The 25,688-nt window shown below is 71.0% G+C and carries 24 protein-coding genes; 13 read left to right on the forward strand and 11 right to left on the reverse strand.

Annotated elements, in window-relative coordinates; translation table 11 throughout:
- The first annotated feature begins 14 nt into the window (after positions 1-14).
- Entirely contained in the window at positions 15-971 is a 957-nt protein-coding gene (gene meaB / locus V4Y03_RS23850; protein ID WP_317876913.1) for a methylmalonyl Co-A mutase-associated GTPase MeaB, read from the forward strand.
- A gap of 85 nt (positions 972-1,056) precedes the next feature.
- Here the strand turns inward: meaB and V4Y03_RS23855 are convergent, their stop codons facing one another.
- The 4 genes from V4Y03_RS23855 to V4Y03_RS23870 all read right to left on the reverse strand — a co-directional run bounded on the left by V4Y03_RS23855 (position 1,057) and on the right by V4Y03_RS23870 (position 3,720).
- A complete protein-coding gene (locus V4Y03_RS23855; RefSeq protein WP_332436235.1) occupies positions 1,057-1,533 on the reverse strand; it encodes a MarR family winged helix-turn-helix transcriptional regulator in 477 nt (158 codons plus the stop codon).
- An 83-nt stretch (positions 1,534-1,616) separates the two neighbouring features.
- Positions 1,617-2,435: an AIM24 family protein gene (locus V4Y03_RS23860; RefSeq protein WP_317876911.1), complete on the reverse strand. Its 819-nt coding sequence runs from the start codon at positions 2,433-2,435 to the stop codon at positions 1,617-1,619.
- Positions 2,432-3,082 carry an AIM24 family protein gene (locus tag V4Y03_RS23865; RefSeq protein WP_317876910.1) on the reverse strand — a complete coding sequence of 217 codons (651 nt, stop codon included), beginning with the start codon at positions 3,080-3,082 and terminating at the stop codon, positions 2,432-2,434. Before V4Y03_RS23865 ends, V4Y03_RS23860 begins: the two co-directional genes overlap by 4 nt.
- On the reverse strand, positions 3,082-3,720 hold the full coding sequence (locus tag V4Y03_RS23870) for an AIM24 family protein (RefSeq protein WP_317876909.1): 639 nt from the start codon (positions 3,718-3,720) through the stop codon (positions 3,082-3,084). Before V4Y03_RS23870 ends, V4Y03_RS23865 begins: the two co-directional genes overlap by 1 nt.
- A 107-nt stretch (positions 3,721-3,827) precedes the next feature.
- Here V4Y03_RS23870 and V4Y03_RS23875 point away from each other — a divergent pair, with 107 nt between their 5' ends.
- The 4 genes from V4Y03_RS23875 (at position 3,828) to V4Y03_RS23890 (ending at position 8,435) form a co-directional block, all read left to right on the forward strand.
- A complete protein-coding gene (locus V4Y03_RS23875; RefSeq protein WP_317876908.1) occupies positions 3,828-4,181 on the forward strand; it encodes a DUF3817 domain-containing protein in 354 nt (117 codons plus the stop codon).
- The gene (locus V4Y03_RS23880) at positions 4,178-4,471 is read left to right on the forward strand and encodes an MTH1187 family thiamine-binding protein (RefSeq protein ID WP_043219759.1); all 294 of its coding nucleotides are present in this window, start codon (positions 4,178-4,180) and stop codon (positions 4,469-4,471) included. The genes V4Y03_RS23875 and V4Y03_RS23880 overlap by 4 nt, the downstream gene beginning before the upstream one ends.
- 184 nt (positions 4,472-4,655) lie before the next feature.
- Positions 4,656-6,470, forward strand: a complete 1,815-nt coding sequence (locus tag V4Y03_RS23885) for a glycosyltransferase family 2 protein (protein ID WP_332436236.1) — start codon at positions 4,656-4,658, stop codon at positions 6,468-6,470.
- A gap of 3 nt (positions 6,471-6,473) precedes the next feature.
- Positions 6,474-8,435, forward strand: coding sequence for a kelch motif-containing protein (locus V4Y03_RS23890; RefSeq protein ID WP_332436237.1), 1,962 nt, complete (start codon positions 6,474-6,476; stop codon positions 8,433-8,435).
- A gap of 51 nt (positions 8,436-8,486) precedes the next feature.
- Here the strand turns inward: V4Y03_RS23890 and V4Y03_RS23895 are convergent, their stop codons facing one another.
- Positions 8,487-9,503, reverse strand: a complete 1,017-nt coding sequence (locus V4Y03_RS23895) for a glycoside hydrolase family 6 protein (protein ID WP_317878238.1) — start codon at positions 9,501-9,503, stop codon at positions 8,487-8,489.
- A gap of 76 nt (positions 9,504-9,579) precedes the next feature.
- Positions 9,580-10,572: an ArsR/SmtB family transcription factor gene (locus V4Y03_RS23900; RefSeq protein WP_332436238.1), complete on the reverse strand. Its 993-nt coding sequence runs from the start codon at positions 10,570-10,572 to the stop codon at positions 9,580-9,582.
- Positions 10,573-10,651: 79 nt separating this feature from the next.
- On the opposite strand from V4Y03_RS23900, the gene V4Y03_RS23905 reads away from it, so the two are divergent.
- The 4 genes from V4Y03_RS23905 (at position 10,652) to V4Y03_RS23920 (ending at position 14,701) form a co-directional block, all read left to right on the forward strand.
- A complete protein-coding gene (locus tag V4Y03_RS23905; protein WP_332436239.1) occupies positions 10,652-12,034 on the forward strand; it encodes an MFS transporter in 1,383 nt (460 codons plus the stop codon).
- A gap of 9 nt (positions 12,035-12,043) precedes the next feature.
- A complete protein-coding gene (locus tag V4Y03_RS23910) occupies positions 12,044-12,553 on the forward strand; it encodes a MarR family winged helix-turn-helix transcriptional regulator (RefSeq protein ID WP_317875528.1) in 510 nt (169 codons plus the stop codon).
- 43 nt (positions 12,554-12,596) lie between these two features.
- On the forward strand, positions 12,597-12,929 hold the full coding sequence (locus V4Y03_RS23915; protein WP_056567618.1) for a DUF3817 domain-containing protein: 333 nt from the start codon (positions 12,597-12,599) through the stop codon (positions 12,927-12,929).
- Positions 12,930-13,000: 71 nt separating this feature from the next.
- A complete protein-coding gene (locus tag V4Y03_RS23920) occupies positions 13,001-14,701 on the forward strand; it encodes an acyl-CoA mutase large subunit family protein (RefSeq protein ID WP_317875529.1) in 1,701 nt (566 codons plus the stop codon).
- 115 nt (positions 14,702-14,816) lie between these two features.
- Here V4Y03_RS23920 and V4Y03_RS23925 read toward each other — a convergent pair whose 3' ends face one another.
- Both V4Y03_RS23925 and V4Y03_RS23930 read right to left on the reverse strand, forming a co-directional pair.
- Entirely contained in the window at positions 14,817-15,257 is a 441-nt protein-coding gene (locus tag V4Y03_RS23925; RefSeq protein ID WP_332436240.1) for a PPOX class F420-dependent oxidoreductase, read from the reverse strand.
- Between the two features lie 54 nt (positions 15,258-15,311).
- Positions 15,312-15,947: a TetR/AcrR family transcriptional regulator gene (locus tag V4Y03_RS23930; protein WP_332436241.1), complete on the reverse strand. Its 636-nt coding sequence runs from the start codon at positions 15,945-15,947 to the stop codon at positions 15,312-15,314.
- Positions 15,948-16,245: 298 nt separating this feature from the next.
- Here V4Y03_RS23930 and V4Y03_RS23935 point away from each other — a divergent pair, with 298 nt between their 5' ends.
- From V4Y03_RS23935 to V4Y03_RS23950, 4 genes are all read left to right on the forward strand, one after another.
- Positions 16,246-17,217, forward strand: coding sequence for a tetratricopeptide repeat protein (locus V4Y03_RS23935; RefSeq protein ID WP_317875532.1), 972 nt, complete (start codon positions 16,246-16,248; stop codon positions 17,215-17,217).
- Positions 17,218-17,816: 599 nt separating this feature from the next.
- On the forward strand, positions 17,817-18,485 hold the full coding sequence (locus tag V4Y03_RS23940; RefSeq protein ID WP_332436242.1) for a DUF6230 family protein: 669 nt from the start codon (positions 17,817-17,819) through the stop codon (positions 18,483-18,485).
- Positions 18,486-18,591: 106 nt separating this feature from the next.
- A complete protein-coding gene (locus V4Y03_RS23945; protein ID WP_317875534.1) occupies positions 18,592-19,170 on the forward strand; it encodes a DUF6114 domain-containing protein in 579 nt (192 codons plus the stop codon).
- Positions 19,160-20,467, forward strand: coding sequence for a hypothetical protein (locus V4Y03_RS23950; RefSeq protein ID WP_332436243.1), 1,308 nt, complete (start codon positions 19,160-19,162; stop codon positions 20,465-20,467). Before V4Y03_RS23945 ends, V4Y03_RS23950 begins: the two co-directional genes overlap by 11 nt.
- Positions 20,468-20,629: 162 nt before the next feature.
- Here V4Y03_RS23950 and pyk read toward each other — a convergent pair whose 3' ends face one another.
- The 3 genes from pyk to pta all read right to left on the reverse strand — a co-directional run bounded on the left by pyk (position 20,630) and on the right by pta (position 25,486).
- Positions 20,630-22,060 (reverse strand): pyruvate kinase, encoded by a 1,431-nt coding sequence (gene pyk, locus V4Y03_RS23955; protein WP_317875536.1) that lies wholly within the window; start codon positions 22,058-22,060, stop codon positions 20,630-20,632.
- Positions 22,061-22,142: 82 nt separating this feature from the next.
- Positions 22,143-23,396 carry an acetate kinase gene (locus V4Y03_RS23960; RefSeq protein WP_332436244.1) on the reverse strand — a complete coding sequence of 418 codons (1,254 nt, stop codon included), beginning with the start codon at positions 23,394-23,396 and terminating at the stop codon, positions 22,143-22,145.
- Complete coding sequence (pta, locus tag V4Y03_RS23965; protein ID WP_332436245.1) at positions 23,393-25,486, reverse strand: phosphate acetyltransferase; 2,094 nt, start codon at positions 25,484-25,486, stop codon at positions 23,393-23,395. Before pta ends, V4Y03_RS23960 begins: the two co-directional genes overlap by 4 nt.
- Positions 25,487-25,688: the final 202 nt, after the last annotated feature.

Here is a 25,688-nt window from a genome sequence, read left to right on the forward strand (position 1 = left end):
GAGGAGCAACGCACATGGTGGACGTCCCCGCACTGGTCACCCAGGCACGGGAGGGCAGGCCGCGGGCCGTGGCCCGGCTGATCTCGCTCGTGGAGGGGGCGTCCCCGCAGCTGCGCGAGGTCATGGCGGCGCTGGCGCCGCTCACCGGCGGCGCGTACGTGGTGGGCCTGACCGGCTCGCCCGGCGTCGGCAAGTCCACGTCGACCTCGGCGCTGGTCTCCGCCTACCGGCGGGCCGGCAAGCGCGTCGGCGTGCTCGCCGTCGACCCGTCCTCGCCGTTCAGCGGGGGCGCGCTGCTCGGTGACCGGGTCCGGATGTCGGAGCACGCCTCCGACCCGGGTGTCTACATCCGCTCGATGGCGACCCGAGGCCACCTCGGCGGGCTCGCCTGGTCCGCCCCGCAGGCCATCCGCGTCCTGGACGCGGCCGGCTGCGAGGTGATCCTCGTGGAGACGGTCGGCGTCGGGCAGTCGGAGGTCGAGATCGCCTCCCAGGCCGACACCTCGGTCGTGCTGCTCGCGCCGGGCATGGGCGACGGCATCCAGGCCGCGAAGGCGGGCATCCTGGAGATCGGCGACGTGTACGTGGTGAACAAGGCCGACCGGGACGGCGCGGACGCCACCGCGCGCGAGCTCAACCACATGCTGGGCCTCGGTGAGGCGCGGGCCGCGGGCGACTGGCGGCCGCCGATCGTCAAGACGGTCGCGGCGCGCGGCGAGGGCATCGACGAGGTCGTGGAGGCGCTGGAGAAGCACCGCGCCTGGATGGAGGAGCACGGGGTCCTGGCGGAGCGCCGCCGGGCCCGTGCCGCGCGCGAGGTGGAGACCATCGCGGTCACCGCCCTGCGCGAGCGGATCGGGGATCTGCACGGCGACCGGCGGCTGGACGCGCTGGCCGAGCGGATCGTGGCGGGTGGCCTGGACCCGTACGCGGCCTCCGACGAACTGGTCGCGAGCCTGACCGGAAACTGATCCCCCGTACGTACGAGAAGGGCCTCTCCGGTCGTCCCGGAGAGGCCCTTCTCGCGTACCCGTGTATGTCAGGTCGCGGGTCGGGTCACGGCTTGCCGCGCCGTCCGCGCAGCTGCTCGGCGACGGGCTTGAGCGACTCGTGGAGGTCGCCGAGCGCCTCCCCGCCGATCTGGTCGATGAAGTGCTTGCGCACGGACTCGACGTGGTGCGGGGCGACCTTGTGCATGGTCTCCATGCCCGCGTCGGTGAGGACGGCGTAGAGCCCGCGCCGGTCGGACTCGCAGTTCTCGCGCCGTACGAGCCCCGCGTTCTCCATGCGGGTGATCTGGTGCGAGAGCCGGCTCTTCGACTGGAGGGTGGCCGCGGCGAGATCGCTCATGCGCAGCCGCCGCTCCGCCGACTCCGAGAGGTTCACGAGGATCTCGTAGTCGTTCATCGTCAGTCCGAAGGGCTGGAGGTCCCGCTCCAGCTGGTACGTCAGCATTCTCTGGACGTCCAGGAACGTGCGCCACGCACACTGCTCGGCGTCGGTGAGCCACGGGGTGGCGGTCTCGGTCTCCATATGTGGATTCTACCTAAGAAGTTGAATACTTGACGAAGCCTGGGAGCGGGCGTTCGGGGACGTCACACTCCGCAGACTACCGCTCACAGACCGAAGCGCCGCTGGAGGTCACCGAGCTGGCCGGGAAGGCGCGGTACCGAGCCCGGCATGCCCTGGCCGGAACCGTGCGCCCCCTGTCCGCCGGGGACACCCGCCTGGGCCGGGGGCGCGCCGATCGCCCGGTCCGCCATCAGCAGTTCCGTCGACTGGAGCAGGACCGTGCCCGCGCCCACGAACTCGAACTGGTGCTCCTCGCCCGAGGTGCCCCCGATGCCCGTCAGCGCCCGGACGCCGCCCATCACGCCCGTCATGTAGCCGTGGTCGTAGTGGTGGCAGGGGGAGGGGCAGTCCGCCCAGCCCACCAGCGCCTGCGGGTCCACCCGCATCGGCGGCTCCATGAAGACCACCGGGCCGTTCGACGCCGCCACGAACTTTCCGGTGCCGATCAGCGTCACGAAACCCGGCACGATCGACTGCTTGAGCGCCAGCGTGGGCTGGTAGGCGAGGAGGTTGCCCGAACGGATCGTCAGGTTGCCCTCGTCCAGGTCGAAGGAGTTCACGTCGAAGGACCGGTCCGCGAGCAGCATCTTCCCGCTGCCCTCCGCGACCACCCAGTCGCTCGCGTGCAGCGGCGAGTGGAAGGAGGTGCGCACCAGCCGGTCGAGCCGCCCGTGCCCGATGCCGTTGAACTCGATCCGCCCGTAGTAGGCGATCATCTTGCCCTTCTGCAGGAACCACTGGGAGCCCTTGAGCTCCACGCAGAAGGTGTACGGGTTCACGTTGTCGTCCGACGGCAGCGTCGTCGGATCGTGGACCCCCTGGGGCCCAGGGGACCCGGGGATGCCCCATGTCGGCGTGCTCACAGCTTCTCCTCCGAGGCCTGGACGTACACCGCGCCGCTGCCGCTCAGCTCCAGCTGGAAGGCCTCGCCCGAGCCGCGGCCCACCATGTCGCGCCAGCCGAGCGCGGTGGACAGCTTGTTCCGTACGTCGCCGTGGTGGGCCACGTACGCCTGCGGGTCCACATGGACCGGGCGGCCCGGGGAGATCGGCAGTTCGATCACGCCGCCGTGCGCCATCACGGCCACCGAGCCGTGGCCCTTGAGGGTCGTCGTGAAGAGGCCCTGGCCGGTCACCTGGCCGCGGACCATGCCCATGACCCCGCCCTGCGAGCCCATGAACATCGTGCCCTGCTCCAGGGTGCCGTCGAAGGCCAGCAGCCGGTCGGCCTCCACGTACAGGGTGTCGCCGGTCATCGCGATCACCTGGATGTGGTGGCCGCCGTGCCCGAACATCACCGTGCCGCTGCCCTCGACCGTCATCAGCGGGGTCGCCTCGCCGGCCACCCGGCGGCCGATCATCGACATCAGGCCGCCCTGGCCGCCCGCGATGTTCGGCGTGAAACTGACGTCGCCGCGGTACGCGAGCATCGCGCCGCGCTGGCTGAACATCCGCCGGCCGGGGACGAGGGTCGCCTCGACCATCTTCGAGTTGATCTCACGGAACGGCATCAGACGTCGCCCCCGATCGTGTTCCGCTCGCTCGGCTGGACGTACACCAGGCCGTCCCCCTCGAAGCGGATCTGGAAGGCCTCGCCGCCGCCCTCGCCCATCAGTGTGCGGAAGTTCACCCCGGTCTGGAGGTGCTGCTGGAGGTTGCCCTGGTGTGCGATGTACGCGCCCGGGTCGACCTGGAGCGGGTACTGCGGGGTCACCCGCAGCACCACCGCCGGGCCGTCGGACATGATCGCCGCCTGGCCCGTGCCCTCCACCGTCGTGGTGAAGAGGCCGTTGCCGGTCGCGCCGCCGCGCAGGCCCGTGAAGGTCGTGCCGGTCCGCAGACCCGCGTCCGTGCACAGGAGGTTGCTCGCCTCCACCCACAGCTTCTCGCCGTGCAGCGAGACGAGGTTGATCTCGGCGGCCCGGTCGGCGAACCAGCAGGTCCCCTGGCCGCGCACCTCCATCACCTCCATCTGCTCACCCGTGAGCCGGCGGGTCACCATGCCGCGCAGGCCCTCACCGCCGCCGCTCATCTTCTTGAACGCCATCTGGCCGTCGTAGGCGACCATCGAGCCGTTCTTCGCCTTGACGGCGTCGCCGGTCATGGAGACGGCGAGCACCCTGCTGCCCTGGAGTCGGAACGTTGCCACCCGAGGAAGGTACTGGGGACCCGGTCAAAGGAACAGCAAAGTCTCCGTGCACAATGGTCGGGCCCTTGTGCATCCGTTCACAAGATCGAACGAAGGTGACCCCCTCCGTGGACCTCAAGACCGCTTCCTCCCTCCACCGGCTCCGTCTCGTCTCCGCGCCGGAGGCCGTCTCGTTCCTGCTCCTGCTGCTCTGCTCGGTGCTCAAGCGGACGACGGACTTCAACGCGGTGCCGGTCATGGGCGCGATCCACGGCGTGCTGTTCATCCTCTACGTCCTCTTCTGGCTCGACGCCTGGAACCGCACCAAGTGGAGCTTCGGGACCGCCGCGCTGTACTTCGTCCTCTCGGTGCTGCCCCTGGGCGGCTTCTACGCCGAGCGGAAGCTGAAGCGCGAGGCCGAGAACGCGGTCATCGCCTCCCGCGCCCGCGCCGCGGCGGCCGAGGGCGCGGTGAAGGCGTGATCGTCGCGTTCTCCGTGACCCCGCTGGGTGTGGGGGAGGAGGTCGGCGAGTACGTCGCCGACGCCGTCCGGGTCGTCCGCGAGTCCGGGCTGCCGAACCGTACGGATGCCATGTTCACGTCCATCGAGGGCGAGTGGGACGAGGTCATGGACGTCGTGAAGCGCGCCGTGGCCGCCGTGGAGGCGCGGGCGCCGCGCGTCTCGGTGGTACTCAAGGCCGACATCCGGCCCGGTGTCACCGACGGTCTGACCGCGAAGGTCGAGACGGTGGAGCGGCACCTCGGCGCCTGACGCCGACCCGTTCCGCATCACCGAAGCCCCCGGTCCCGAACCCGCCGTTCGGGACCGGGGGCTTCTGCCGTGGCCGAGCTCCCGTACCCGCTGATGCCGCCCACTCGGACGACTCCAGTCGACACGCCGAAGGTTTGCCCCTTTTGTTGGTGTATCGACCCGTTCGACGAGAGCTGGAGGCGCCGTGCGGCCGGGAGGCTACGACTACGACACCTACAGCCGACTCGCCGGTCGGCTCACGGAACCGGACCCGGTGGCCTACGAGGTGCAGTACCGAAGTCTGCTCGCGAAGGAGCCGCACCGCATACGGGCCGTCCTCCTCATGTGCCTCGCACCGGTCCTCTCGGCCGTCCTCCTGGCCTATCTCGTCTGGCCGAGCCACTGGACCGTCCGCGAGGGCGGCGAGGAATGGCTCGTCCACCTCGACACCGTGATGCTGGTGTCGATCGGCCTCATCTGCTTCTTCATGCTGGTGAACGTCACGTCGATCGCCCACGCCACCATGGTCGCCCGCGACCCGATACCCGTGTACGCCGAACAGGACACCCGCGTCGCCTTCCTCACCACGTACGTCCCGGGCAAGGAACCGCTCTCCATGGTCCGCGGCACCCTCGAAGGCGCCACCCGGCTGCGGCACGACGGCCCGCTCGACATCTGGCTCCTCGACGAGGGCGACTCCGACGACGCCAAGGCGCTCTGCGCCGAACTCGGCGTCCGCCACTTCACCCGCGCTCGCGTCCCCGAGTGGAACCGGAAGAAGGGCCCGCACAGGGCGAGGACCAAGCACGGCAACTACAACGCCTGGCTCGCCCTGCACGGCGACGACTACGACTACTTCGCCTCCGTGGACACCGACCACGTCCCGCTCCCCAACTTCCTGGAGCGGATGCTCGGCTACTTCCGCGACCCCGACATCGCCTTCGTCGTCGGCCCGCAGGTGTACGGCAACTACACCAACATCGTCACCAAGGCCGCCGAGTCGCAGCAGTTCCTCTTCCACGCCCTCATCCAGCGCGCCGGGAACCGCTACCACGCACCCATGTTCGTCGGCACGAACAACGTCGTCCGGATCTCCGCCCTCAAGCAGATCGGCGGCCTGTACGACTCCGTCACCGAGGACATGGCCACCGGCTTCGAACTGCACCGCAGGAAGAACCCGCGCACCGGCCGCTTCTGGCGCTCCGTCTACACCCCCGACGTGCTCGCCGTGGGCGAGGGGCCGGCCTCCTGGACCGACTTCTTCACCCAGCAGCTCCGCTGGTCCCGGGGCACGTACGAGACGATCGTCAAGCAGTTCTGGAAGGCGCCCTTCCGCACCCCGCCGGGCCGCTTCCTCAACTACACCCTGATGCTCGTCTACTACCCGATGACGGCCGTCAACTGGTTCGTCGGCATCCTCAGCTGCGTCCTCCACCTCTGGCTCGGCGCCTCCGGCACCCAGGTCTCCACCCATGTGTGGCTGATGATCTACAGCGACGCCGTCGCCCTCCAGATCGGCCTTTACCTCTGGAACCGCCGGCACAACGTCTCGCCCCACGAACCCGAGGGCTCCGGCGGCCTCGCCGGCATGGCGATGTCCGCGCTCTCCGCGCCCATCTACCTCAAGTCCCTCGGCTCGGCGGTGCTGCGCACCCGGGGCCGCTTCGTCGTCACCCCCAAGGGCGGCGAGGCCAGCCCCGACCGGCTTTTTACCTTCCGCGTCCACCTCTACTGGGCGGTGGTCCTCATCGCCTCACTGGCCGCCTCCGTCCACTACGGCCACACCCACGCGGCCATGCACACCTGGGCGTCCCTCGCCCTGGTCGTCTCGCTGGCCCCGGTGACCCTGTGGGCCTGGACGACGGTACGGGCCCGCCGTGTGCGGCGGGTCCGCGACCGCGCCAGGGCCCGCGCCCGCCTGCGCGGTCTCGCGGACGCCCGCGAAGGGGTCGGGGTCCTCCCCGCCACCGTCCCGCCCGCCGCCCCCGCACCCGCCCCCACGACGACCGGAGGGAACTGAGCCATGGCCTACCGGCCGTCGAAGAAGTTCAAGAAGACCCTGTTCGGCAGCGCCGCGGTGCTGGTCCTCGCGGCGCTCAACGCCCCCGCCGCCGTCTCCTTCGCCGAGGAGAAGTACCACGCCTACAAGATCGCCCAGCCCGGGTACCAGCGGGAGTTCGGCTCCTGGGCCGAGGTCGCCGTCCCCGACGGCTACCGCATCAACGCCATCCACGCCGCCCTCCTGCACACCGGCAAGGTGCTGCTGATCGCCGGCTCCGGCAACAACCAGAAGAACTTCGACGCCGGGACCTTCGAGACCATCCTCTGGGACCCGGCCAAGAACACCTTCACGAAGATCCCCACCCCCGTGGACTTCTTCTGCTCCGGCCACACCCAGCTCGCCGACGGCCGGCTGCTCGTCGCCGGCGGCACCGCCCGCTACGAGATCCTCGGCGGCGAGGTCAAGAAGGCCGGCGGCGGCATGCGCGTCAAGAACGAGAACCCCGACGAGGCCGTCACCCTGAAGAAGGGCACCGTCTTCCGCTCCCCGTCCGGGGTCGAGTACGTCTCCAAGACCGACGTCACCGTCCCCAAGGCCAAGCGCGAGTTCGAGATCTCGTACTTCGAGAGCGGTCAGATGAAGCCCTGGAAGGCCAAGGTCACCGCCGCCGAGACCCGGGTCTTCGTCGAGGCCCGCAAGGAGGGCCCGCAGGCCCTCACCACCCAGGCCGCCCAGTACGAGGTCGTCGGCCTCAAGGGCGATGCCGCCGACAACGTCTACGGCCTCGCGCAGAAGATCACCACCGAGAAGCAGGACTTCCAGGGCATCAGGAGCGCCTACGAGTTCGACCCGAAGGCCGAGAAGTACATCCCGGTCGCGCCCATGAAGGACGCCCGCTGGTACCCCACCCTCGTCGGACTCGAGGACGGCAAGGTCCTCGCCGTCTCCGGACTCAACGACGTCGGCGACGTCGTCCCCGGCGACAACGAGATCTACGACCCCGAGACCAAGACGTGGTCCAAGGGCCCCTTCCACTACTTCCCCACCTACCCCTCCCTCTTCCTCACCAAGGGCGGAAAGCTCCTCTACACCGGCTCCAACGCCGGCTACGGCCCCGCCGAGAAGGGCCGCGCGCCGGGCCTGTGGGACCTGAGCAAGAACTCCTTCACCGAGCTCGGCGGGCTCACCGACACCGACCAGCTGGAGACCTCCGCCTCCCTGCTGCTCCCGCCCGCCCAGAACCAGAAGGTCATGGTCCTCGGCGGCGGCGGGGTCGGCGAGTCCTCCAAGTCCACCGCCCGCACCTCCATCGTCGATGTCTCCGCAGACAGCCCCGTCTTCACCGACGGACCGTCCCTCCCGCAGGGCACCCGCTACCTCAGCAGCGTCCTGATGCCCGACGACACCGTCTTCACCAGCGGCGGATCCGAGGACTACCGGGGCCGCAGCGGCAGCGACATCCTCAAGGCCCAGTTCTACGACCCCAGGGCCAACGCCTTCACCGAGGCCGCCGAACCCACCGTCGGCCGCAACTACCACTCCGAGGCGCTGCTGCTCCCCGACGGCCGGGTCGCCACCTTCGGCTCCGACCCGCTCTTCGACGACAAGGACAACACCAAGCTCGGCACCTTCGAACAGCGCATCGAGGTCTTCACCCCGCCCTACCTCCACAAGGCCGGCGCCGACCGGCCGGTCCTGGGGGAGGGGCCGCGGGAACTCGACCAGAACGGCCGCGCCACCTTCAGGACCAAGGACGCCGGCCGGATCGCGAAGGCCCGGCTGATGCGGCCCAGCGCCGTCACCCACACGACCGACGTCGAACAGCGCTCGATCGAACTGGGCCTGCGCAAGGGCCGGGACGGGCTGACGGTCACCGTCGACGTACCGCAGGACCGGACCCTGGTCCCGCCCGGCTGGTACATGCTCTTCGTCACCGACGCGAACGGCATCCCGTCCGAGGCGCAGTGGATCCAGGTGATCTGAGCCGAGCCGAGCTGAGCCGAGCCGAGCTGGGCTGAGCTGCCGGGCGGGCGGCTAGTTCTTCGCCCGGCGCGCCAGACCCAGCGCGTAGTCCGGCCACCAGGTCCCGGCCGCCGGGCCGCCCCGGCACTGGCCGTCCGAGTCGCCGGGGCGCTTGATCCACAGGTACGCGTCGACCAGGCCGTCCCCGGTCCGGTCCGTCGGCGGCACGCCGAGCGCCCGGCCCGGCGGATTGCACCAGGCCTCCTCCCGGTCGCCCGGGAGGGGGCCGTCGCCGTTGCGGCTGGTGTCCACCGTGAAGTGGGTGCCGCCGAGCAGCCCGGAGAGGGTCGCGCCGAAGCCCCGCACGATGTCGTTCGTCTGGAAGTTGGAGACGTTCAGCGAGAAGCCGTCCGCGCGGGCGACCCCGGCCCGCCGCAGCGGCTCCACCAGCTTCCCCGGGTCGTCGATCCAGGCCGGATTGCCCGCGTCCAGATAGACCCGGGTGCGCGGCTGCCGCTTCAGCCGCTCGATCGCCTCCGCGAGCAGCCGGTAGCGCTCGTCGTGGTACTGCGCCGGGGTGCAGCCGTCCGCCATGTGCGGCACCGCGTCCGGCTCCAGGACGACGATCGCGGAGGAGTCCCCGAGCGCCGTCGCGAAGGAGTCGATCCAGTTCCGGTAGGCCTGCGCGTCGTGCGAGCCGCCCGCCGAGTACATCCCGCAGTCGCGGTGCGGGATGTTGTACGCCACGAAGACGGCCGTACGGTTCTGGGCCGCCGCGCCCCGCACCGCCCGGGTGATCTCCGGCACCGGGTCGTCACCCGCCGGCCAGTCCGCGACCGGCCGGTCCGCGATCCGCTTCAGGACGCGGGCGTCCTCGGTCCTGCCCTGCGCCTCGTACCGGCGGACCTGCTTCGCCGCGTCGCTCTCCGGGTCGACCCAGAACGGCGACCCGCTCGCGGGCGCCGCGGCCTCGCCGCGCGTGGACGGCGGGCCGACCGGGCCCTTCGGGGACTCGTCCTCACCGCACCCGGCCAGGAGCAGCGCGGAGACGAGCGTCAGGGCGACGGCGGTGACGGTGCGGCGGGACATCCGGCCCCCAGAGTCGGGTACGAGACGGTGCGAAACCGTGCGTGAGGCGACAATACGGGTCATCGTGACACGAGGGTCAGCCGGCGTCGGGCTGCGACACCGCGATGCCCAGCGGGGTCCGCTCGTACAGCACCTGGTGGCCGTACCGCCGGGAGGTCAGCAGACCGGCGTCCCGTAGCACCGCGAGGTGCGCGGAGACGGAGGAGGGGGCCCGCCCGAGGAGATGGGCGAGCGCCGTCGTCCCCATCGGCTCGGCCAGGGCGCACAGGACGTCCGCCCGGACCGGCCCCAGAAGCCGCCCGAGGGCCTCCGGCGTACGCTTCCGGGGCGCGGTCCACAGCCCGCCGATCCCGCGCGCCGGATACGCCACGGTCGGCTGCCACGGCGGGTCGAAACCGCTCACCACGTCCGGCCAGGTGAACACCGACGGCATGAGGACGAGCCCCTGCCCGTCCAGCGGGCGGTCGTGCTCCCCGGCGTAGGCGACCCGCAGGGTGGCGGTCTCCGCGGCCCAGTCGAAGGCCGGGTGCAGCTCGCTCAGGAGCCGTTCGAGCCCGCCCTCGGCGAGCCGGCGCGAGTGGTACGCCACGTCCGCCTCAAGGAGCGCCCGCAGCCGGGGCCACTCGGGGGCGATCAGCGCCTCCCAGGCCGCCTCCAGAAGCACCGTCAGCCGCCGTACGCCGTCGGCCGGATCGGCCAGCAGCCGCCGCCCCTCCTCCGTCTCGGCGGCCCCCGGCGTCTCGGCGAGCGCCCGCTCGAAGTCCACGAGAGCGAGGGCCGGACCGGTCTCCCGTACGGCGGCGATCTCCTCGTCGAAGGTGGCGACGGGCCCGAGCGGCGGCGGATAGAGGAAGTCCGGGCTGTGCCCGCGCAGCGGCATCAGGAGCTGGAGCGGCCCGAGGTCGAGCCCCCGCGTGGCGCCCGCGATCCGCCGCAGCCACGGCAGGTGGTAGCCCTGCTTCCCCGGCCGGGCGAGGACCCGCACGGCGGAGTGGGTCTCCCAGAGCGGCGAGATCGCGAACCGGATGCGCAGCGGGTCGGCCTCGCCGAAGCGCAGGTGGTACGGCACGGGCGGCCCTCCCCGGGCGGAAGATTCGGCTGGACACGAAAGTCTAGGGCGAGCCCGTTCCCGGCGGCACGCTGCGTCCATGCCCGAGAACGACACCCGGGCGCCGGCACCGGCGCCCGCGCACGACCCTGCCCACGGAAGCGCCACAGCCGGGGCGCCCGCACCCGCACCCGCACGCGGGGACGCACCCGCGCCCTTGCCCGGGGATGCACCTGCACCCGCACCCGGGGACGCGCCCTCGCCCGGCTACCGGGCCGTCTTCCGCGTCCGCGAGTTCCGGTTCGTCTTCGTGGCGCATCTCTTCTCGCTGCTCGGCGTCGTCGTCAGCGAGCTGGCGCTCACCGTGCTCGTCTACGACCTCACCCGCTCCCCCCTGCTCTCCTCCCTCACCTTCGCCCTCGGCTTCCTCCCCTACCTCGTCGGCGGCACCCTCCTCGCCGGCCTCACCGACCGCCTCCCGCCCCGCCGCCTCCTCGTCGTCTGCGACCTCGTCTGCGCCGCCTGCGTCGCCGTGATGATCGCCCCCGCCACCCCCGTCGCCCTGCTGCTCGCGCTGCGCTGCGCCATCGCCGTCGTCTCGCCCGTCTTCAACGGCACCCGGATGGCGACCCTCGCCGACATCCTCGGCGAGGGCGACCTCTTCGTCCTCGGCCGCTCCCTCCTGCGGATCGTCTCCCAGAGCGCCCTGCTCACCGGCTTCGCCGTCGGCGGCGTCCTGCTGACCGTCGTCCCGCCGCGCGGCGCGCTCGCCGTCACCGCCGTCACCTTCCTCGTCTCCGCGCTGCTGCTGCGCCTCGGCACCGCCCGCCGGCCCGCCAGGGGCGCCGGGCGGACGACCGCGAGCGGGCTCGCCGGCACCTGGGCGGTGCTGCGGAACCGGCGGGTGCGCGCCCTGATGCTGATGTTCTGGGTGCCGCCGCTGTTCGCCGTCGTACCGGAGGCGCTGGCCGCCCCGTACGCCGACGAGATCGGTGTCTCCACGGCCGCGCTCGGCCTGCTCATGTGCGCGCTGCCGGTCGGCACGATCGCGGGCGAGCTGTTCGCCGGGTCGTTCCTGAGCGCCGCGACCCGCTCCCGGATCGTGCTGCCGCTCGCCGTGACCGGGGTGCTGCCCTATCTGCTGTACGGACCGAAGCCCGGCGTCGCCCTCGCGGCCGTCGCGCTCTTCCTGGCGGGCGCCACCGGCGCGTACACCCTCGGTCTCGACGCCTGGTTCGTCGCCGCCGTCCCCGAGGAGACCCGGGGGAGGGCGATGACCCTGATGACGGCGGGCATGATGACCGTCCAGGGCGTCGGGATGGCCGGGGCCGGGGTCGCGGCCGAGTTCGCCCCCGTGCACACGGTCGTCGCGGCCACGGGTGTGCTCGGCACGCTCTGCCTGCTGGCCGCCGCGGCCGAGCTGAGGGCGGCCGGGGCGACCGAGGAACGAGACGGGGCTGTCCGGCATGTTGCCCATGGGTAAGGTCGACGCGTGCCGAAGCCGCTCAGTCTCCCCTTCGACCCCATCGCCCGCGCCGACGAACTCTGGCAGAAGCGCTGGGGCCCGGTCCCCTCGATGGCCGCGATCACCTCGATCATGCGGGCCCATCAGATCCTCCTCGCGGAGGTGGACGCCGTCGTCAAGCCGTACGGGCTGACCTTCGCGCGGTACGAGGCCCTGGTGCTGCTGACCTTCTCGAAGGCCGGCGAGCTGCCGATGTCCAAGATCGGCGAGCGGCTGATGGTCCACCCCACCTCGGTGACGAACACGGTGGACCGGCTGGTGAGGTCCGGTCTGGTCGACAAGCGCCCCAACCCGAACGACGGCCGCGGCACCCTCGCGACCATCACGGAGAAGGGCCGCGAGGTGGTCGAGGCGGCGACCCGCGACCTGATGGAGATGGAGTTCGGGCTCGGCGCCTACGACGCGGAGGAGTGCGCGGAGATCTTCGCGATGCTGAGGCCGCTGCGGGTGGCGGCGGAGGACTTCGAGGAGGGCTGACCCGCGCGAAGATCGCCCGGAACGTGCGGTTACGCTCGACGGCATGAAATCCAGCGTGCTGACCCGCTACCGCGTCATGGCCTATGTGACCGCCGTCATGCTGCTCATCCTGTGCGCGTGCATGGTCGCCAAGTACGGCTTCGGCGTCGGCGAGGACCTGACCTTCGCGGTCTCCCAGCTCCACGGCGTCCTCTACATCATCTACCTCGTCTTCGCCTTCGACCTGGGCTCCAAGGCGAAGTGGCCGTTCGGCAAGCTCCTGTGGGTGCTGGTCTCCGGCACCATCCCGACCGCCGCGTTCTTCGTCGAGCGCAAGGTCGTCGCCGAGACGCTTCCGCTGGTCAGCGGCGCGCAGCCGGAGCCGGTCAAGGCCTGACCCCCACCTCCGCACACATGTGCGGAGGTTTGCCGTCGACATTTACTAGGACGTCCTAGTAAATTCGAAGCATGGACGCTGACGCCATCGAGGAAGGCCGCCGTCGCTGGCAGGCCCGTTACGACAAGGCCCGCAAGCGGGACGCCGACTTCACCACGCTCTCCGGCGACGCCGTCGAGCCGGTCTACGGGCCCCGGCCCGGCGACACCTACGAAGGGTTCGAGCGCATCGGCTGGCCCGGCGAGTACCCCTTCACCCGGGGACTCCACCCGACCGGCTACCGGGGCCGGACCTGGACCATCCGCCAGTTCGCCGGCTTCGGCAACGCCGAGCAGACCAACGAGCGCTACAAGATGATCCTGGCCGCCGGCGGCGGCGGCCTCTCCGTCGCCTTCGACATGCCCACGCTCATGGGCCGCGACTCCGACGACCCGCGCGCCCTCGGCGAGGTCGGCCACTGCGGCGTCGCCATCGACTCCGCCGCCGACATGGAGGTCCTCTTCAAGGACATCCCGCTCGGCGACGTGACGACCTCCATGACGATCTCCGGGCCCGCCGTCCCGGTCTTCTGCATGTACCTGGTCGCCGCCGAACGCCAGGGCATCGACCCGGCCGTGCTCAACGGCACGCTCCAGACCGACATCTTCAAGGAGTACATCGCGCAGAAGGAGTGGCTCTTCGAGCCCGAGCCCCATCTGCGTCTCATCGGCGACCTCATGGAGCACTGCGCGCAGGGCATCCCCGCGTACAAGCCGCTCTCCGTCTCCGGCTACCACATCCGCGAGGCCGGGGCGACGGCCGCACAGGAGCTCGCGTACACCCTCGCCGACGGCTTCGGCTACGTCGAGCTGGGCCTGAGCCGCGGCATGGACGTGGACGTCTTCGCCCCCGGCCTCTCCTTCTTCTTCGACGCGCACCTCGACTTCTTCGAGGAGATCGCCAAGTTCCGCGCCGCCCGCCGCATCTGGGCCCGCTGGATGAAGGAGGTCTACGGCGCCAAGACCGACAAGGCCCAGTGGCTGCGCTTCCACACCCAGACCGCCGGTGTCTCCCTCACCGCCCAGCAGCCCTACAACAACGTCGTCCGCACCGCTGTGGAGGCCCTCTCCGCCGTCCTCGGCGGCACCAACTCCCTCCACACCAACGCCCTCGACGAGACCCTCGCGCTCCCCAGCGAGCAGGCCGCCGAGATCGCGCTCCGCACCCAGCAGGTGCTGATGGAGGAGACCGGCGTCGCCAACGTCGCCGACCCGCTCGGCGGCTCCTGGTACGTCGAGCAGCTCACCGACCGCATCGAGGCCGACGCCGAGAAGATCTTCGACCAGATCAGGGAGCGCGGGCGCCGCGCCCACCCGGACGGGCAGCACCCGATCGGCCCGATCACCTCCGGCATCCTGCGCGGCATCGAGGACGGCTGGTTCACCGGCGAGATCGCCGAGTCCGCCTTCCAGTACCAGCGGTCCCTGGAGAAGGGCGACAAGCGGGTCGTCGGCGTCAACGTCCACCACGGCTCCGTCACCGGTGACCTGGAGATCCTCCGGGTCAGCCACGAGGTCGAGTGGGAGCAGGTCCGGGTCCTCGGCGAGCGCAAGGAGCGCCGCGACGACGCCAAGGTCCGCGCCTCCATCGACGCGATGCTGGCCGCCGCCCGGGACGGCTCCAACATGATCGTCCCGATGCTGGAGGCCGTACGCGCCGAGGCGACGCTCGGTGAGATCTGCGACGCGCTGCGCGACGAGTGGGGCGTCTACACGGAGCCGCCGGGCTTCTGATCCCCCGGGCTTCCGGGCCCCCGCACGTGAAAGGGGCGGTACGGGGACTCCCGTACCGCCCCCTCGTCGTGCGTGGCGGTACGGGAACTCCCGCACCGCCCCTCGCCCCGCCCCGCTACCTCGCCGCCGAGCCCAGCACCTTCGTCGGGGTGATCCGGACCGCCACCCGGAGCCGGTCCGGCGGCAGGTCCAGGTACTCCTGGCCGCCGCCCTCGCCCTCGTAGCCCTCCGCGAGCGCCACCGCCAGCGCGCGGCCGGTGTCCTCGGTGACCGTCGCCGTCCCCCGTATCTCCGCGTACAGGTCCGGCTCGCGGCGGTCGTGGACGGTGAGGCTGACCCGGGCGTCGGCCCGGATGTTCTTGATCTTGCGGCGGCCTTCCTGGCTGGAGATCAGCAGGTCGTCGCCGTCGCGGCCGACCCACACGACCGAGGTCTGCGGGGAGCCGTCGGGCTGGATCGTGGCCAGCACGGCCGGGTTGATGTCGTCGAGCAGCGCGCGGACGGTGTCGTTCAGCCGGACGCCGTCCCGCTCGGGGTTCCGCTGTTCAGTGATCACGGCCGTCACGCTAGGCGTCTCCCGCCGATCGGGCCAGACCGGCAGGGGCACCTCCTAGCCGTGCGCGGCCACCGCACCCAGACCGCCCACGAGCAGGGCCGACAGACGCGCCACCCACGGCTCGTCGACCGGCTCCGCGCTCACCAGGGCGCGGTGCACGACCGCGCCCGCGACGACGTCGAAGATCAGGTCGTCGATGGCGTCGACGGCGACCGGGTCGCGGTCCGCCGGGAGTTCGCCGCGCTGCTGCGCCCGCTCCCGGCCCGCCAGGACGAGCCGCTTCTGCCGGTCGACGATCGAGCCGCGGATGCGCTCCCGCAGCGGTTCGTCACGGGTCGACTCCGCCACCACCGCCATCAGCGCCGTCTTGGTCTCGGGGCGTTCCAGCAGCGCCGCGAACTGGAGGACGACATGCTCGATGTCGGCCTGGAGGGAACCCAGGTCGGGCAGTTCGAGTTCGTCGAAGAGGACGGCGACGGCGTCCACCACGAGTTCGTTCTTGTTGGCCCAGCGGCGGTACAGCGTCGTCTTCGCAACCCCGGCCCGGCCGGCGACGTCCCCCATCGTGAGCTTGGACCAGCCCAGCTCGACCAGCGCCGCGCGGGTCGCCTCCAGGATGGCCGCGTCGGCCGCGGTGGAGCGGGGGCGCCCGGTGCGGGGGCTGCGAGAAGGGTTGGTGCGGCTACACATGGAGGTCGACCATACCCGCCGGTAGGTACGGCGCCAGGGGCCCGGCGTGTGAGCCAGTTCACGGTGCGGATCGGGTCCGCGCCCTCCCGTCGGATCCCCCCTGACAGTTACGCTACGACCCGTAGCGAAAGGCATTGAGCGGCCTGAGCGACAACCATGGCGCCGGGTGGGGACCCGGTGCGAAACGAAGACGAAGAACCGTGTCGCCCCACGTCTCGCACACCGGCGGGAGGCGTGCGGACGGCACGGTTCAGCCATGACTTACCGCTTACGCGCGCGGAAGGGGGAGGATGTACGCATGCAGCCCCGAAACATGTCCATGAGCGGCGTCGTCGACCTCGCCGCGGTGAAGGCGGCCGGAGAGGCCAAGGCCAAGGCGGAGCAGACGCGCGCCGAAGCCGCCCGGCAGGGTGGTACCGCCGCCGTGCCCCCGTCCGCCCTGGTGATCGACGTCGACGAGGCGGGCTTCGAGCGCGATGTGCTCCAGCGCTCCGCCGAGGTCCCGGTCGTCCTCGACTTCTGGGCCGAGTGGTGCGAGCCCTGCAAGCAGCTCGGCCCCCTCCTGGAGCGGCTCGCCGTCGAGTACGACGGCCGTTTCCTGCTCGCGAAGATCGACGTCGACGCCAACCAGATGCTGATGCAGCAGTTCGGCATCCAGGGAATTCCGGCCGTTTTCGCGGTGGTCGCCGGTCAGGCGCTGCCGCTCTTCCAGGGCGCGGTGCCCGAGGCCCAGATCCGCGAGACCCTCGACCAGCTGATCCAGATCGGCGAGGAGCGCTTCGGTCTGACCGGCATCGTCGTGGACGCGGGCGCCGAGGGTGCCGAGGACGGTGCCGCCGCGCAGCCCGTGGGCCCGTACGACGCCCTGCTCGAAGCGGCCATGTCCGCGCTCGACGCGGGCGACCTGGCCGGCGCCGTGCAGGCGTACAAGAACGTGCTCGCCGACGACCCGGCCCACCCCGAGGCCAAGCTCGGTCTCGCCCAGGCCGAACTGCTCACCCGGGTGCAGGGTCTGGACCCGGCCGCCGTACGCAAGACCGCCGCGGACGCCCCCGCCGATGTGGCGGCGCAGATCGCCGCCGCCGACCTGGATCTGGTGGGCGGTCATGTGCAGGACGCCTTCGGGCGGCTCGTGGAGACCGTGCGGCGCACGGTGGGCGAGGACCGGGACGCGGCGCGGCTGAGGCTCCTGGAACTGTTCGAGGTGATCGGCTCCGACGACCCCCGTGTGACGGCGGCCCGGCAGGCTCTGGCCCGCGTGCTCTTCTGAGGCGTCCGGTGCCCGGTTCCGGGCGTCCGATCGTCTGACGATTTGGCAGCAGGGTGACAAAAGGCGGCCGCGCTTTACCAAAACTTGGTAATCGCGGCCGCTGTTACTTGCAGTAAATCGAACCCGGTGTTCTGTCCGTTTTTCTGCGGCGATTCCATGACATTCCCCTCCACTCGAACGCACCCTGTGTGCCCGTTCGGTCCCGTCCCGCCATGGCGTGGTTATCCACCCGTTACTAGCCAGTAACGAACCCCTTGTGCGAGGGCGCGGAATGGACCACGATCGGCGACGCTCGGTCCGAACCGCACCACCCCGGCAACCAACCGGGACGCGGCGAAGGTCCCCACCGGGCGGACCGGTGTTCCGGCACCGGTCATGGACAGGGGGGTTCCCGCTCTTTCCGAACGGGGCCTGTCCGATCAGGCCGTGCTCCGTGGCGCGGCCCATGGTTGTCGCTCGGGGGTGATCGCCGGTGATGAGGACGCGCAACGCGCCGCCTGCCGTCTCGGCGCTCTCCTTCCCGAGGACGTAGCTCTTCTCCCATCCCTGGACGGGCCCCGGCCCTTCCGGAGATGTACGTCCGAGAAGGAGGAATTCTCATGCAGTCCCAGGTTCGTGGCGGGACCAGATGGAAGCGCTTCGCCTTCGTCATGGTCCCGAGTGTGGCCGCGACGGCCGCGATCGGTGTCGGTCTGGCCCAGGGTGCGCTCGCCGCGTCGTTCGCGATCTCCGGCCAGGAGTTCAAGGTCTCGACCGACAAGCTCGAGGGCACGGAGTTCGTGCAGTACGGCAGCGTCGCCAAGGGCAAGAAGCTGGACGGCACGCCGTTCGGTGCCCCGGTGGCGGTCTCCGGCTTCGACACGGCCAAGATCACCAACATGTGCCAGTCGGTCGTGACGCCGGTTCCGGTCCTGGGTGATGTCACCCTTCGCCTGGAAGCGGGCGGCGCCGCCGCCAAGTCCGGCGAGGACGCGGACAAGGTCATCGGCAAGGACCTGTACCTCGACGTCTCGTACCTCGAGGCCGACGCCGAGTTCACGGCCATCGACATCGGTGTCGCGGCGGGCTCCCTACCGAAGCACAAGGACGGCCAGGGCATCCAGCCCAACACCGAGGCCAACGAGAACGGCTTCGCGCAGCGCGCGGACAGCGTCACGCTGACCAACGTGAGGCAGAAGGCGTGGGCCACCACGGCCGCCACCTTCAAGCTCCCCGACCTGAAGCTGTCCCTGAGCCGGGGCACGGGCCAGGAGTGCTTCAAGGGCTGATCAAGCCCCTGGGTGTGGGCCGCCGCGGCGGCCCACACCCGCTCCGGGGCCTCGTCCCCGCTTCTCCACCTCTTCTCAGCAACACCGCTTCCAGGGAGCTGTTTCCATGAGCGCCGAGACCCCCGCCTCCCACGGAGTCCCCAAGCAGGACAACCGGTTCAAGGTCTGGCGGCAGACCCGGCCGTTCTGGGCAGGGCTGTTCACCATCCTCGGTGGTCTGCCGATCGCCTACCTCCCCTACGGGGACATGCGGCTCGGCAACATCACCATGGCGATGAAGACGACCGCCGGATCCGGCGCGCTGATCATCGGCGTCCTGCTGATCACGCTCGGTCTGACGATGTGGTTCCAGCCCATCGTCCGGGTCTTCGCGGGCGTCGCGACGATCGTGCTGGGGCTGGTCTCCATCCCCGTGTCGAACTTCGGCGGTCTCCTGATCGGGTTCCTGTTCTCGCTCGTCGGCGGTGGCATGTCCGCCTCGTGGGCGCCCGCGCCACCGGTCGAGGAGGCCGTGGACGCGGAGAACGACGGCGAGCGCGACCGTGCGTACGAGGACGAGCACGACGGCGAACCGGCGGAGACCGAGGCCCTGTACGCCGCCGGCGTCCCGGAGCAGCGCGAGGCGGAGCACCACGCGACCGAAACGACGATCGACGCCAACGGCGGGAGGAACAGTGCGGGGTGACGAGAATCAGTCTGCGCTCGCGAAGGAGGGCCCGCGGCACGCGGCCCCGCGCAAGACGCTGCTGAACAGGATCCAGGGCCCTGCGGGCAAGGCGATGGCGCTGGCCGCCATGCCGACCGCGGTGTTCGTGGGAATGGGCCTCACGCCCAAGGTCGCCCTCGCCGACGACAAGGACTTCCCCTTCGCGCCCGGCCCCTGTGTGACCCGCTCCGACGAGCCGGTGACCGAGGAGCCGACCAAGCCGGCCGAGACCGCGAAGCCGAGCCCGACGTCGACGGCCTCGGCGTCCCCGACGGCCACGCCGACCACCGGACCGACCGGCAGCGCGGCGCCGACGCCTACGCCGACTTCGACGGAGAGCGGTCAGGCGACGACGCAGCAGACGCGGGAGCGGTCGGGCACCGCGCCGGCCGCGACGCCGACGGCCACGGCGACACCCACGCCGACCCCGACGCCGACCCCGACGAAGTCGAAGAACCCGCTCGACCCGCTGGGCTGGGGCGACGCTCTGAAGGACCTCTTCGACGGCCCGGACCCGACGGCGACGCCCACGACGACGCCCACGACGACGGCGCCGGCAGCGGCCCCGACGACCCAGGCGCCCGCGCCTGCCACGACGAAGGCACCCGCCCAGAAGGCGGCGACCCCCGACGAGCCGAAGGCGACCGCCGATCCGGCCGCCGAGAAGACCAAGGCGGCGATCGAGAAGGCGGCCGAGAAGGCCGGCGTGAAGGTCGAGCAGCTGCCGGACAGCGCCAAGGGCCTCGACGCCAAGAAGGACGAGGACATACCCGAGGGCGCCAAGCCCCGCTTCCCGTGCCCCGAACTCGACGCGAAGGCCCTCGCGGCGGCCGAACTGGAGCCGGGCATCCCGCTGCTCCCGGACGAGTCGTGGCGCCTGGAGAGCTCGCTGCTCACCCTGAGCGGTCTGAGGTACCACGGCATCGTCGAGGTCAGGACGTACGGCGGCAAGACGAAGAAGGTCCTCAAGTTCACCGCGACCTCGGTGGACATCAAGGACCTGCACCAGATGACGGACCACTCCGACGGCCGCACGGCCCATGTGCGCTCCAAGGCGGGCTCGACGTCGACGATCACCGAGGGCACGGTGACGATGTACACGGAGGAGCTGAAGGGCAACCTCATCGGCCTCGTCCCGATCACCTTCAGCGCCCAGTCCCCGCCCCCGGTGGACCTCCCGTGGGTCTTCTTCACCAACGTGAAGCTCAAGCAGGCCGGCCAGTTCGGCGGCACCCTCAGGGTCAAGGAACTCCGCAACACGATCGAACCGAGCTGACCCGGGCACCACTCCAGGAGGACGGCCTCAGCATGTACGGGGCGTTCTTCCGGTGAGAAGCGCTTCGACGGTCTCGACCGTCTCGAAGTCCCGAGCCGCCCGTGACGCACGACGAAGCCCCCGTCCGTACCGGACGGGGGCTTCGTCGTGGACCGGGGCTCGTCAGGCGCGTTCGCTGCCGCCCAGGTGGTGGACGCGGACCATGTTCGTCGTGCCCGGGACGCCGGGGGGCGAGCCGGCGGTGATGATCATCGTGTCGCCCTGGTTGTGGCGCTGGAGCTTCAGGAGTTCGGCGTCCACGAGGTCGACCATCGCGTCCGTGTTGTCCACGAACGGGACGAGGAAGGACTCCACGCCCCAGCTCAGGGTGAGCTGGTTGCGGGTGCCCTCGTCCGTCGTGAAGGCGAGGATCGGCTGCTGCGTGCGGTAGCGCGAGAGGCGGCGGGCCGTGTCGCCGGACTGGGTGAAGGCGATCAGGGCCTTGCCGTCGAGGAAGTCCGCGATCTCGCAGGCCGCGCGGGCGACGGAGCCGCCCTGGGTGCGCGGCTTCTTGCCCGGGACCAGGGGCTGGAGGCCCTTGGAGAGCAGCTCCTCCTCGGCCGCGGCGACGATCTTCGACATCGTCTTCACGGTCTCGATCGGGTACGCGCCGACCGAGGACTCGGCCGACAGCATGACCGCGTCCGCGCCGTCCAGGATCGCGTTGGCGACATCGCTCGCCTCGGCGCGGGTCGGACGGGAGTTGGTGATCATCGACTCCATCATCTGGGTGGCGACGATGACCGGCTTGGCGTTGCGGCGGCACATCTCGACGAGGCGCTTCTGCACCATCGGGACCTTTTCGAGCGGGTACTCGACGGCGAGGTCGCCCCGGGCCACCATGACCGCGTCGAAGGCCGCGACGACGGCCTCCATGTTCTCGACGGCCTGCGGCTTCTCCACCTTGGCGATGACGGGGACCCGGCGGCCCTCCTCGTCCATCACCTTGTGGACGTCCTTGACGTCGTCGGCGTCGCGGACGAAGGACAGCGCGACCATGTCGCAGCCCATCCGGAGCGCGAAGCGGAGGTCGTCGACGTCCTTCTCCGACAGCGCGGGGACGTTGACCGCCGCGCCGGGCAGGTTGATGCCCTTGTGGTCGGAGATGACGCCGCCCTCGACGACGATCGTCTTGACCCGGGGGCCGTCGACCTCGACGACGCGCAGCTCGACGTTGCCGTCGTTGATGAGGACCTGGTCGCCCTTGGAGACGTCCCCGGGCAGACCCTTGTACGTGGTGCCGCAGATGGACTTGTCGCCCGGGACGTCCTCGGTCGTGATGGTGAACTCGTCACCGCGGACCAGCTCGACCGGGCCCTCGGCGAAGGTCTCGAGGCGGATCTTGGGACCCTGGAGGTCGGCGAGCACGCCGACGGCGCGGCCGGTGTCCGCGGAGACCTGCCGGACGCGGTCGTACCGCTCCTGGTGCTCCGCCTGGGATCCGTGGCTGAAGTTGAATCGGGCCACGTTCATGCCGGCCTCGATGAGAGCCTTCAGCTGCTCATACGAGTCGACGGCGGGGCCCAGCGTGCAGACGATTTTGGAACGGCGCATGAGGCGGATCCTATCGGTTTGTTTCACTGCGGAATATTCCGACTGGCGGAAAGTACAAATGGGCGCGGGGGCGCTCAGGCGTTCACTCGTTCGAGCCCGCTCTGCTCTGAACGAGCGCGAAGGTCTGGCGGGCGATCTCCAGTTCCTCGTCCGTCGGCACCACCGCGACGGCCACCCGCGCGTAGTCCGGCGAGATCAGCCGCGCCTCGTCGGAACGTACGGAGTTGAGGTCCGCGTCCACCGCCAGACCCAGTTCCTCCAGGCCCGCGATCGCAGCCTCCCGCACCGGCGCCGCGTTCTCGCCGACCCCCGCCGTGAACACCACCGCGTCCACCCGGCCGAGCACCGCGTAGTACGCGCCGATGTACTTCTTCAGCCGGTGGACGTAGATGTCGAAGGCCAGCGCCGCCGCCGGATCGCCCTCGTCCACACGGCGGCGGATCTCCCGCATGTCGTTGTCGCCGCAGAGCCCGACCAGACCCGACCTCTTGTTCAGGAGTACGTCGATCTCGTCCGCCGACATCCCCGCCACCCGCTTCAGATGGAAGGTGACCGCCGGGTCGATGTCGCCCGAGCGGGTGCCCATGACCAGGCCCTCAAGCGGTGTCAGACCCATCGAGGTGTCCACGCACCGGCCGCCCCGCACCGCCGAGGCGGAGGCGCCGTTCCCCAGGTGCAGCACGATCACGTTCACCTCCTCCGGCGTCTTCCCCAGCAGCTTCGCCGTCTCGCGCGACACGTACGCGTGCGAGGTGCCGTGGAAGCCGTACCGCCGGATCCGGTGCGCGTCGGCCGTCGCCACGTCGATCGCGTACCGCGCCGCCGACTCCGGCATCGTCGTGTGGAAGGCGGTGTCGAAGACCGCGACCTGCGGCAGGTCGGGGCGGAGCGCCTTCGCCGTACGGATGCCCGTGAGGTTCGCCGGGTTGTGCAGCGGCGCCACCGGCACGAGCCGCTCGATCTCCGCGAGCACCTCGTCGTCGATCACCGTCGGCTCGGTGAACCGCAGCCCGCCGTGCACCACCCGGTGGCCGATCGCCGCCAGCTCGGGGGAGTCGAGGCCGAGGCCGTCCGCCGCCAGCTCCTCGGCGACCGCCTTGAGCGCCGCCGCGTGATCGGCGATCGGGCCGGTCTTCTCGCGCTTCTCTCCGCCGCCGCCCTGGAGCGGGGTGTGCACGAGCCGCGAGGTCTCCTCGCCGATGCGCTCCACGAGCCCCTGCGCCAGCCGGCCGCCCTCGCGCATGTCGAGCAGCTGGTACTTCACCGAGGAGGAACCGGAGTTGAGGACCAGTACGCGGGCCGGAACGGAGGCGGGCACGGTGGTGGGGGCGGTCATGCGGGGAGCTCCTGACCCTGGGAGGGGACCTGGGACTGGATCGCCGTGATGGCGACCGTGTTGACGATGTCGCTGACGAGCGCGCCCCGCGAGAGGTCGTTCACGGGCTTGCGCAGACCCTGGAGCACCGGGCCGACGGCCACGGCGCCGGCCGAACGCTGCACGGCCTTGTAGGTGTTGTTGCCGGTGTTGAGGTCGGGGAAGATCAGCACGGTCGCCTGCCCCGCCACCTCCGAGTCCGGCAGCTTCGTCGCCGCGACCGAGGGCTCGACGGCGGCGTCGTACTGGATGGGCCCCTCGATCCGCAGCTCCGGCCGCGCCGCGCGGACCAGCTTGGTCGCCTCCCGCACCTTGTCGACGTCGGCGCCGGAGCCCGAGGTGCCGGTGGAGTACGAGAGCATCGCGATCCGCGGCTCGACGCCGAAGCGGGCGGCGGTGGCCGCCGACTGGACGGCGATGTCGGCGAGCTGCTCGGCGTTCGGGTCCGGATTGACCGCGCAGTCGCCGTACACGAGGACCTTGTCGGCGAGGCACATGAAGAACACCGAGGAGACGATCGAGGCCTCCGGCTTCGTCTTGATGATCTCGAAGGCCGGCCGGATCGTCGCCGCCGTGGAGTGCACGGAGCCGGAGACCATCCCGTCGGCCAGCCCCTCCTGGACCATCAGGGTCCCGAAGTAGTTGACGTCCGAGACCACGTCGTACGCCAGCTCCACCGTCACGCCCTTGTGGGCCCGCAGCACCGCGTACTTCTCGGCGAACGAGTCGCGCAGCTCCGAGGTCTGCGGGTCGATCAGCTGCGTGTCCCCGAGCGTGATGCCGAGGTCGGCGGCCTTCTTGCGGATGGTCTCCACGTCGCCGAGCAGGGTCAGGTCGCAGACGTCACGGCGCAGCAGCACGTCGGCGGCGCGCAGCACCCGCTCCTCGGTGCCCTCGGGGAGCACCACCCGGCGCCGGTCGGTGCGCGCCTGCTCGATCAGCTCGTGCTCGAACATCATCGGGGTGACCCGGCCGCTGCGGGCCACCGAGACCCGCTTGAGCAGGTCGGCCGTGTCGACGTGCCGTTCGAACAGACCGAGGGCGGTCTCCGCCTTGCGGGGGGTGGCCGCGTTCAGCTTGCCTTCGAGCGCGAAGAGTTCGGCGGCGGTCGGGAAGCTGTTGCCCGGTACGGAGATGACCGGGGTGCCCGGGGCCAGCCGGGCCGCCAGGGTCAGGATCTCCGCGCCGGGCCGCTCGTTCAGGGTGAGCAGCACACCGGCGATCGGCGGGGTGCCGGCCGAGTGCGCGGCGAGCGCGCCGACGACCAGGTCGGCCCGGTCCCCGGGGGTGACGACCAGACAGCCGGGGGTCAGCGCCTTGAGGAAGTTCGGCAGCATCGCGCCGCCGAAGACGAAGTCGAGCGCGTCCCGCGAGAGCCCCGCGTCGTCACCGAGGACGACGGAGGCGCCCAGCGCGTGGGTGATCTGGGAGACGGTGGGCGCGGCGAGCACCGGCTCGTCCGGCAGGACGTAGCAGGGCACGGGCAGCCGGGCGGCCAGCCGCTCGGCGATGGCCTCCCGGTCCTCGGCGGCCACCCGGTTGACGACCATCGCGAGGACGTCGCAGCCGAGTCCGTCGTACGCCCGGAAGGCGTTGCGCGCCTCGGCCCGTACGGACTCCGCCGGCTGGCCCTTGCCGCCGACGACCGGGATGACGGAGGCGCCGAACTCGTTGGCCAGGCGGGCGTTGAGCGCGAGTTCGTCGGGGAGCTGGGTGGCGGCGAAGTCGGTGCCGAGGACGAGGACGACCTCGTAGGCGCGGGCCACCGCGTGGAAGCGGTCCACGAGCTGCGAGACCAGCTCGTCGGTGCCCTGCTCGGCCTGGAGCGCGGAGGCCTCGTGGTAGTCCATGCCGTAGACCGTGGAGGCGTCCTGCGAGAGCCGGTAGCGGGAGCGCAGCAGGTCGAAGAGGCGGTCGGGGCCGTCGTGCACCAGTGGCCGGAACACCCCCACCCGGTCCACCTGTCGGGTGAGGAGCTCCATGACTCCCAGCTCGACGACCTGGCGGCCGTCACCGCGGTCGATCCCGGTCACGTACACGCTGCGCGTCACGCCGTGGTCTCCTGTCCAGTCCTGCGGAACTCGGGGCCGGCCCCAGCCGTCAACCGGCCGTACTCAGAAGGCCCCGATAGGGCGGCATTACCCCCTTGACAATACCCCCGCCGATAGTTAAGTCGCCCGCCGGACGAAGGGCCCCGAACCCGGGACGAAAGGCCTCCTCGGAAGCCTCGGGAGGGACGCGCGGAGCGGCCGC

Source organism: Streptomyces sp. P9-A4, from assembly GCF_036634195.1.
Lineage (GTDB): Bacteria > Actinomycetota > Actinomycetes > Streptomycetales > Streptomycetaceae > Streptomyces.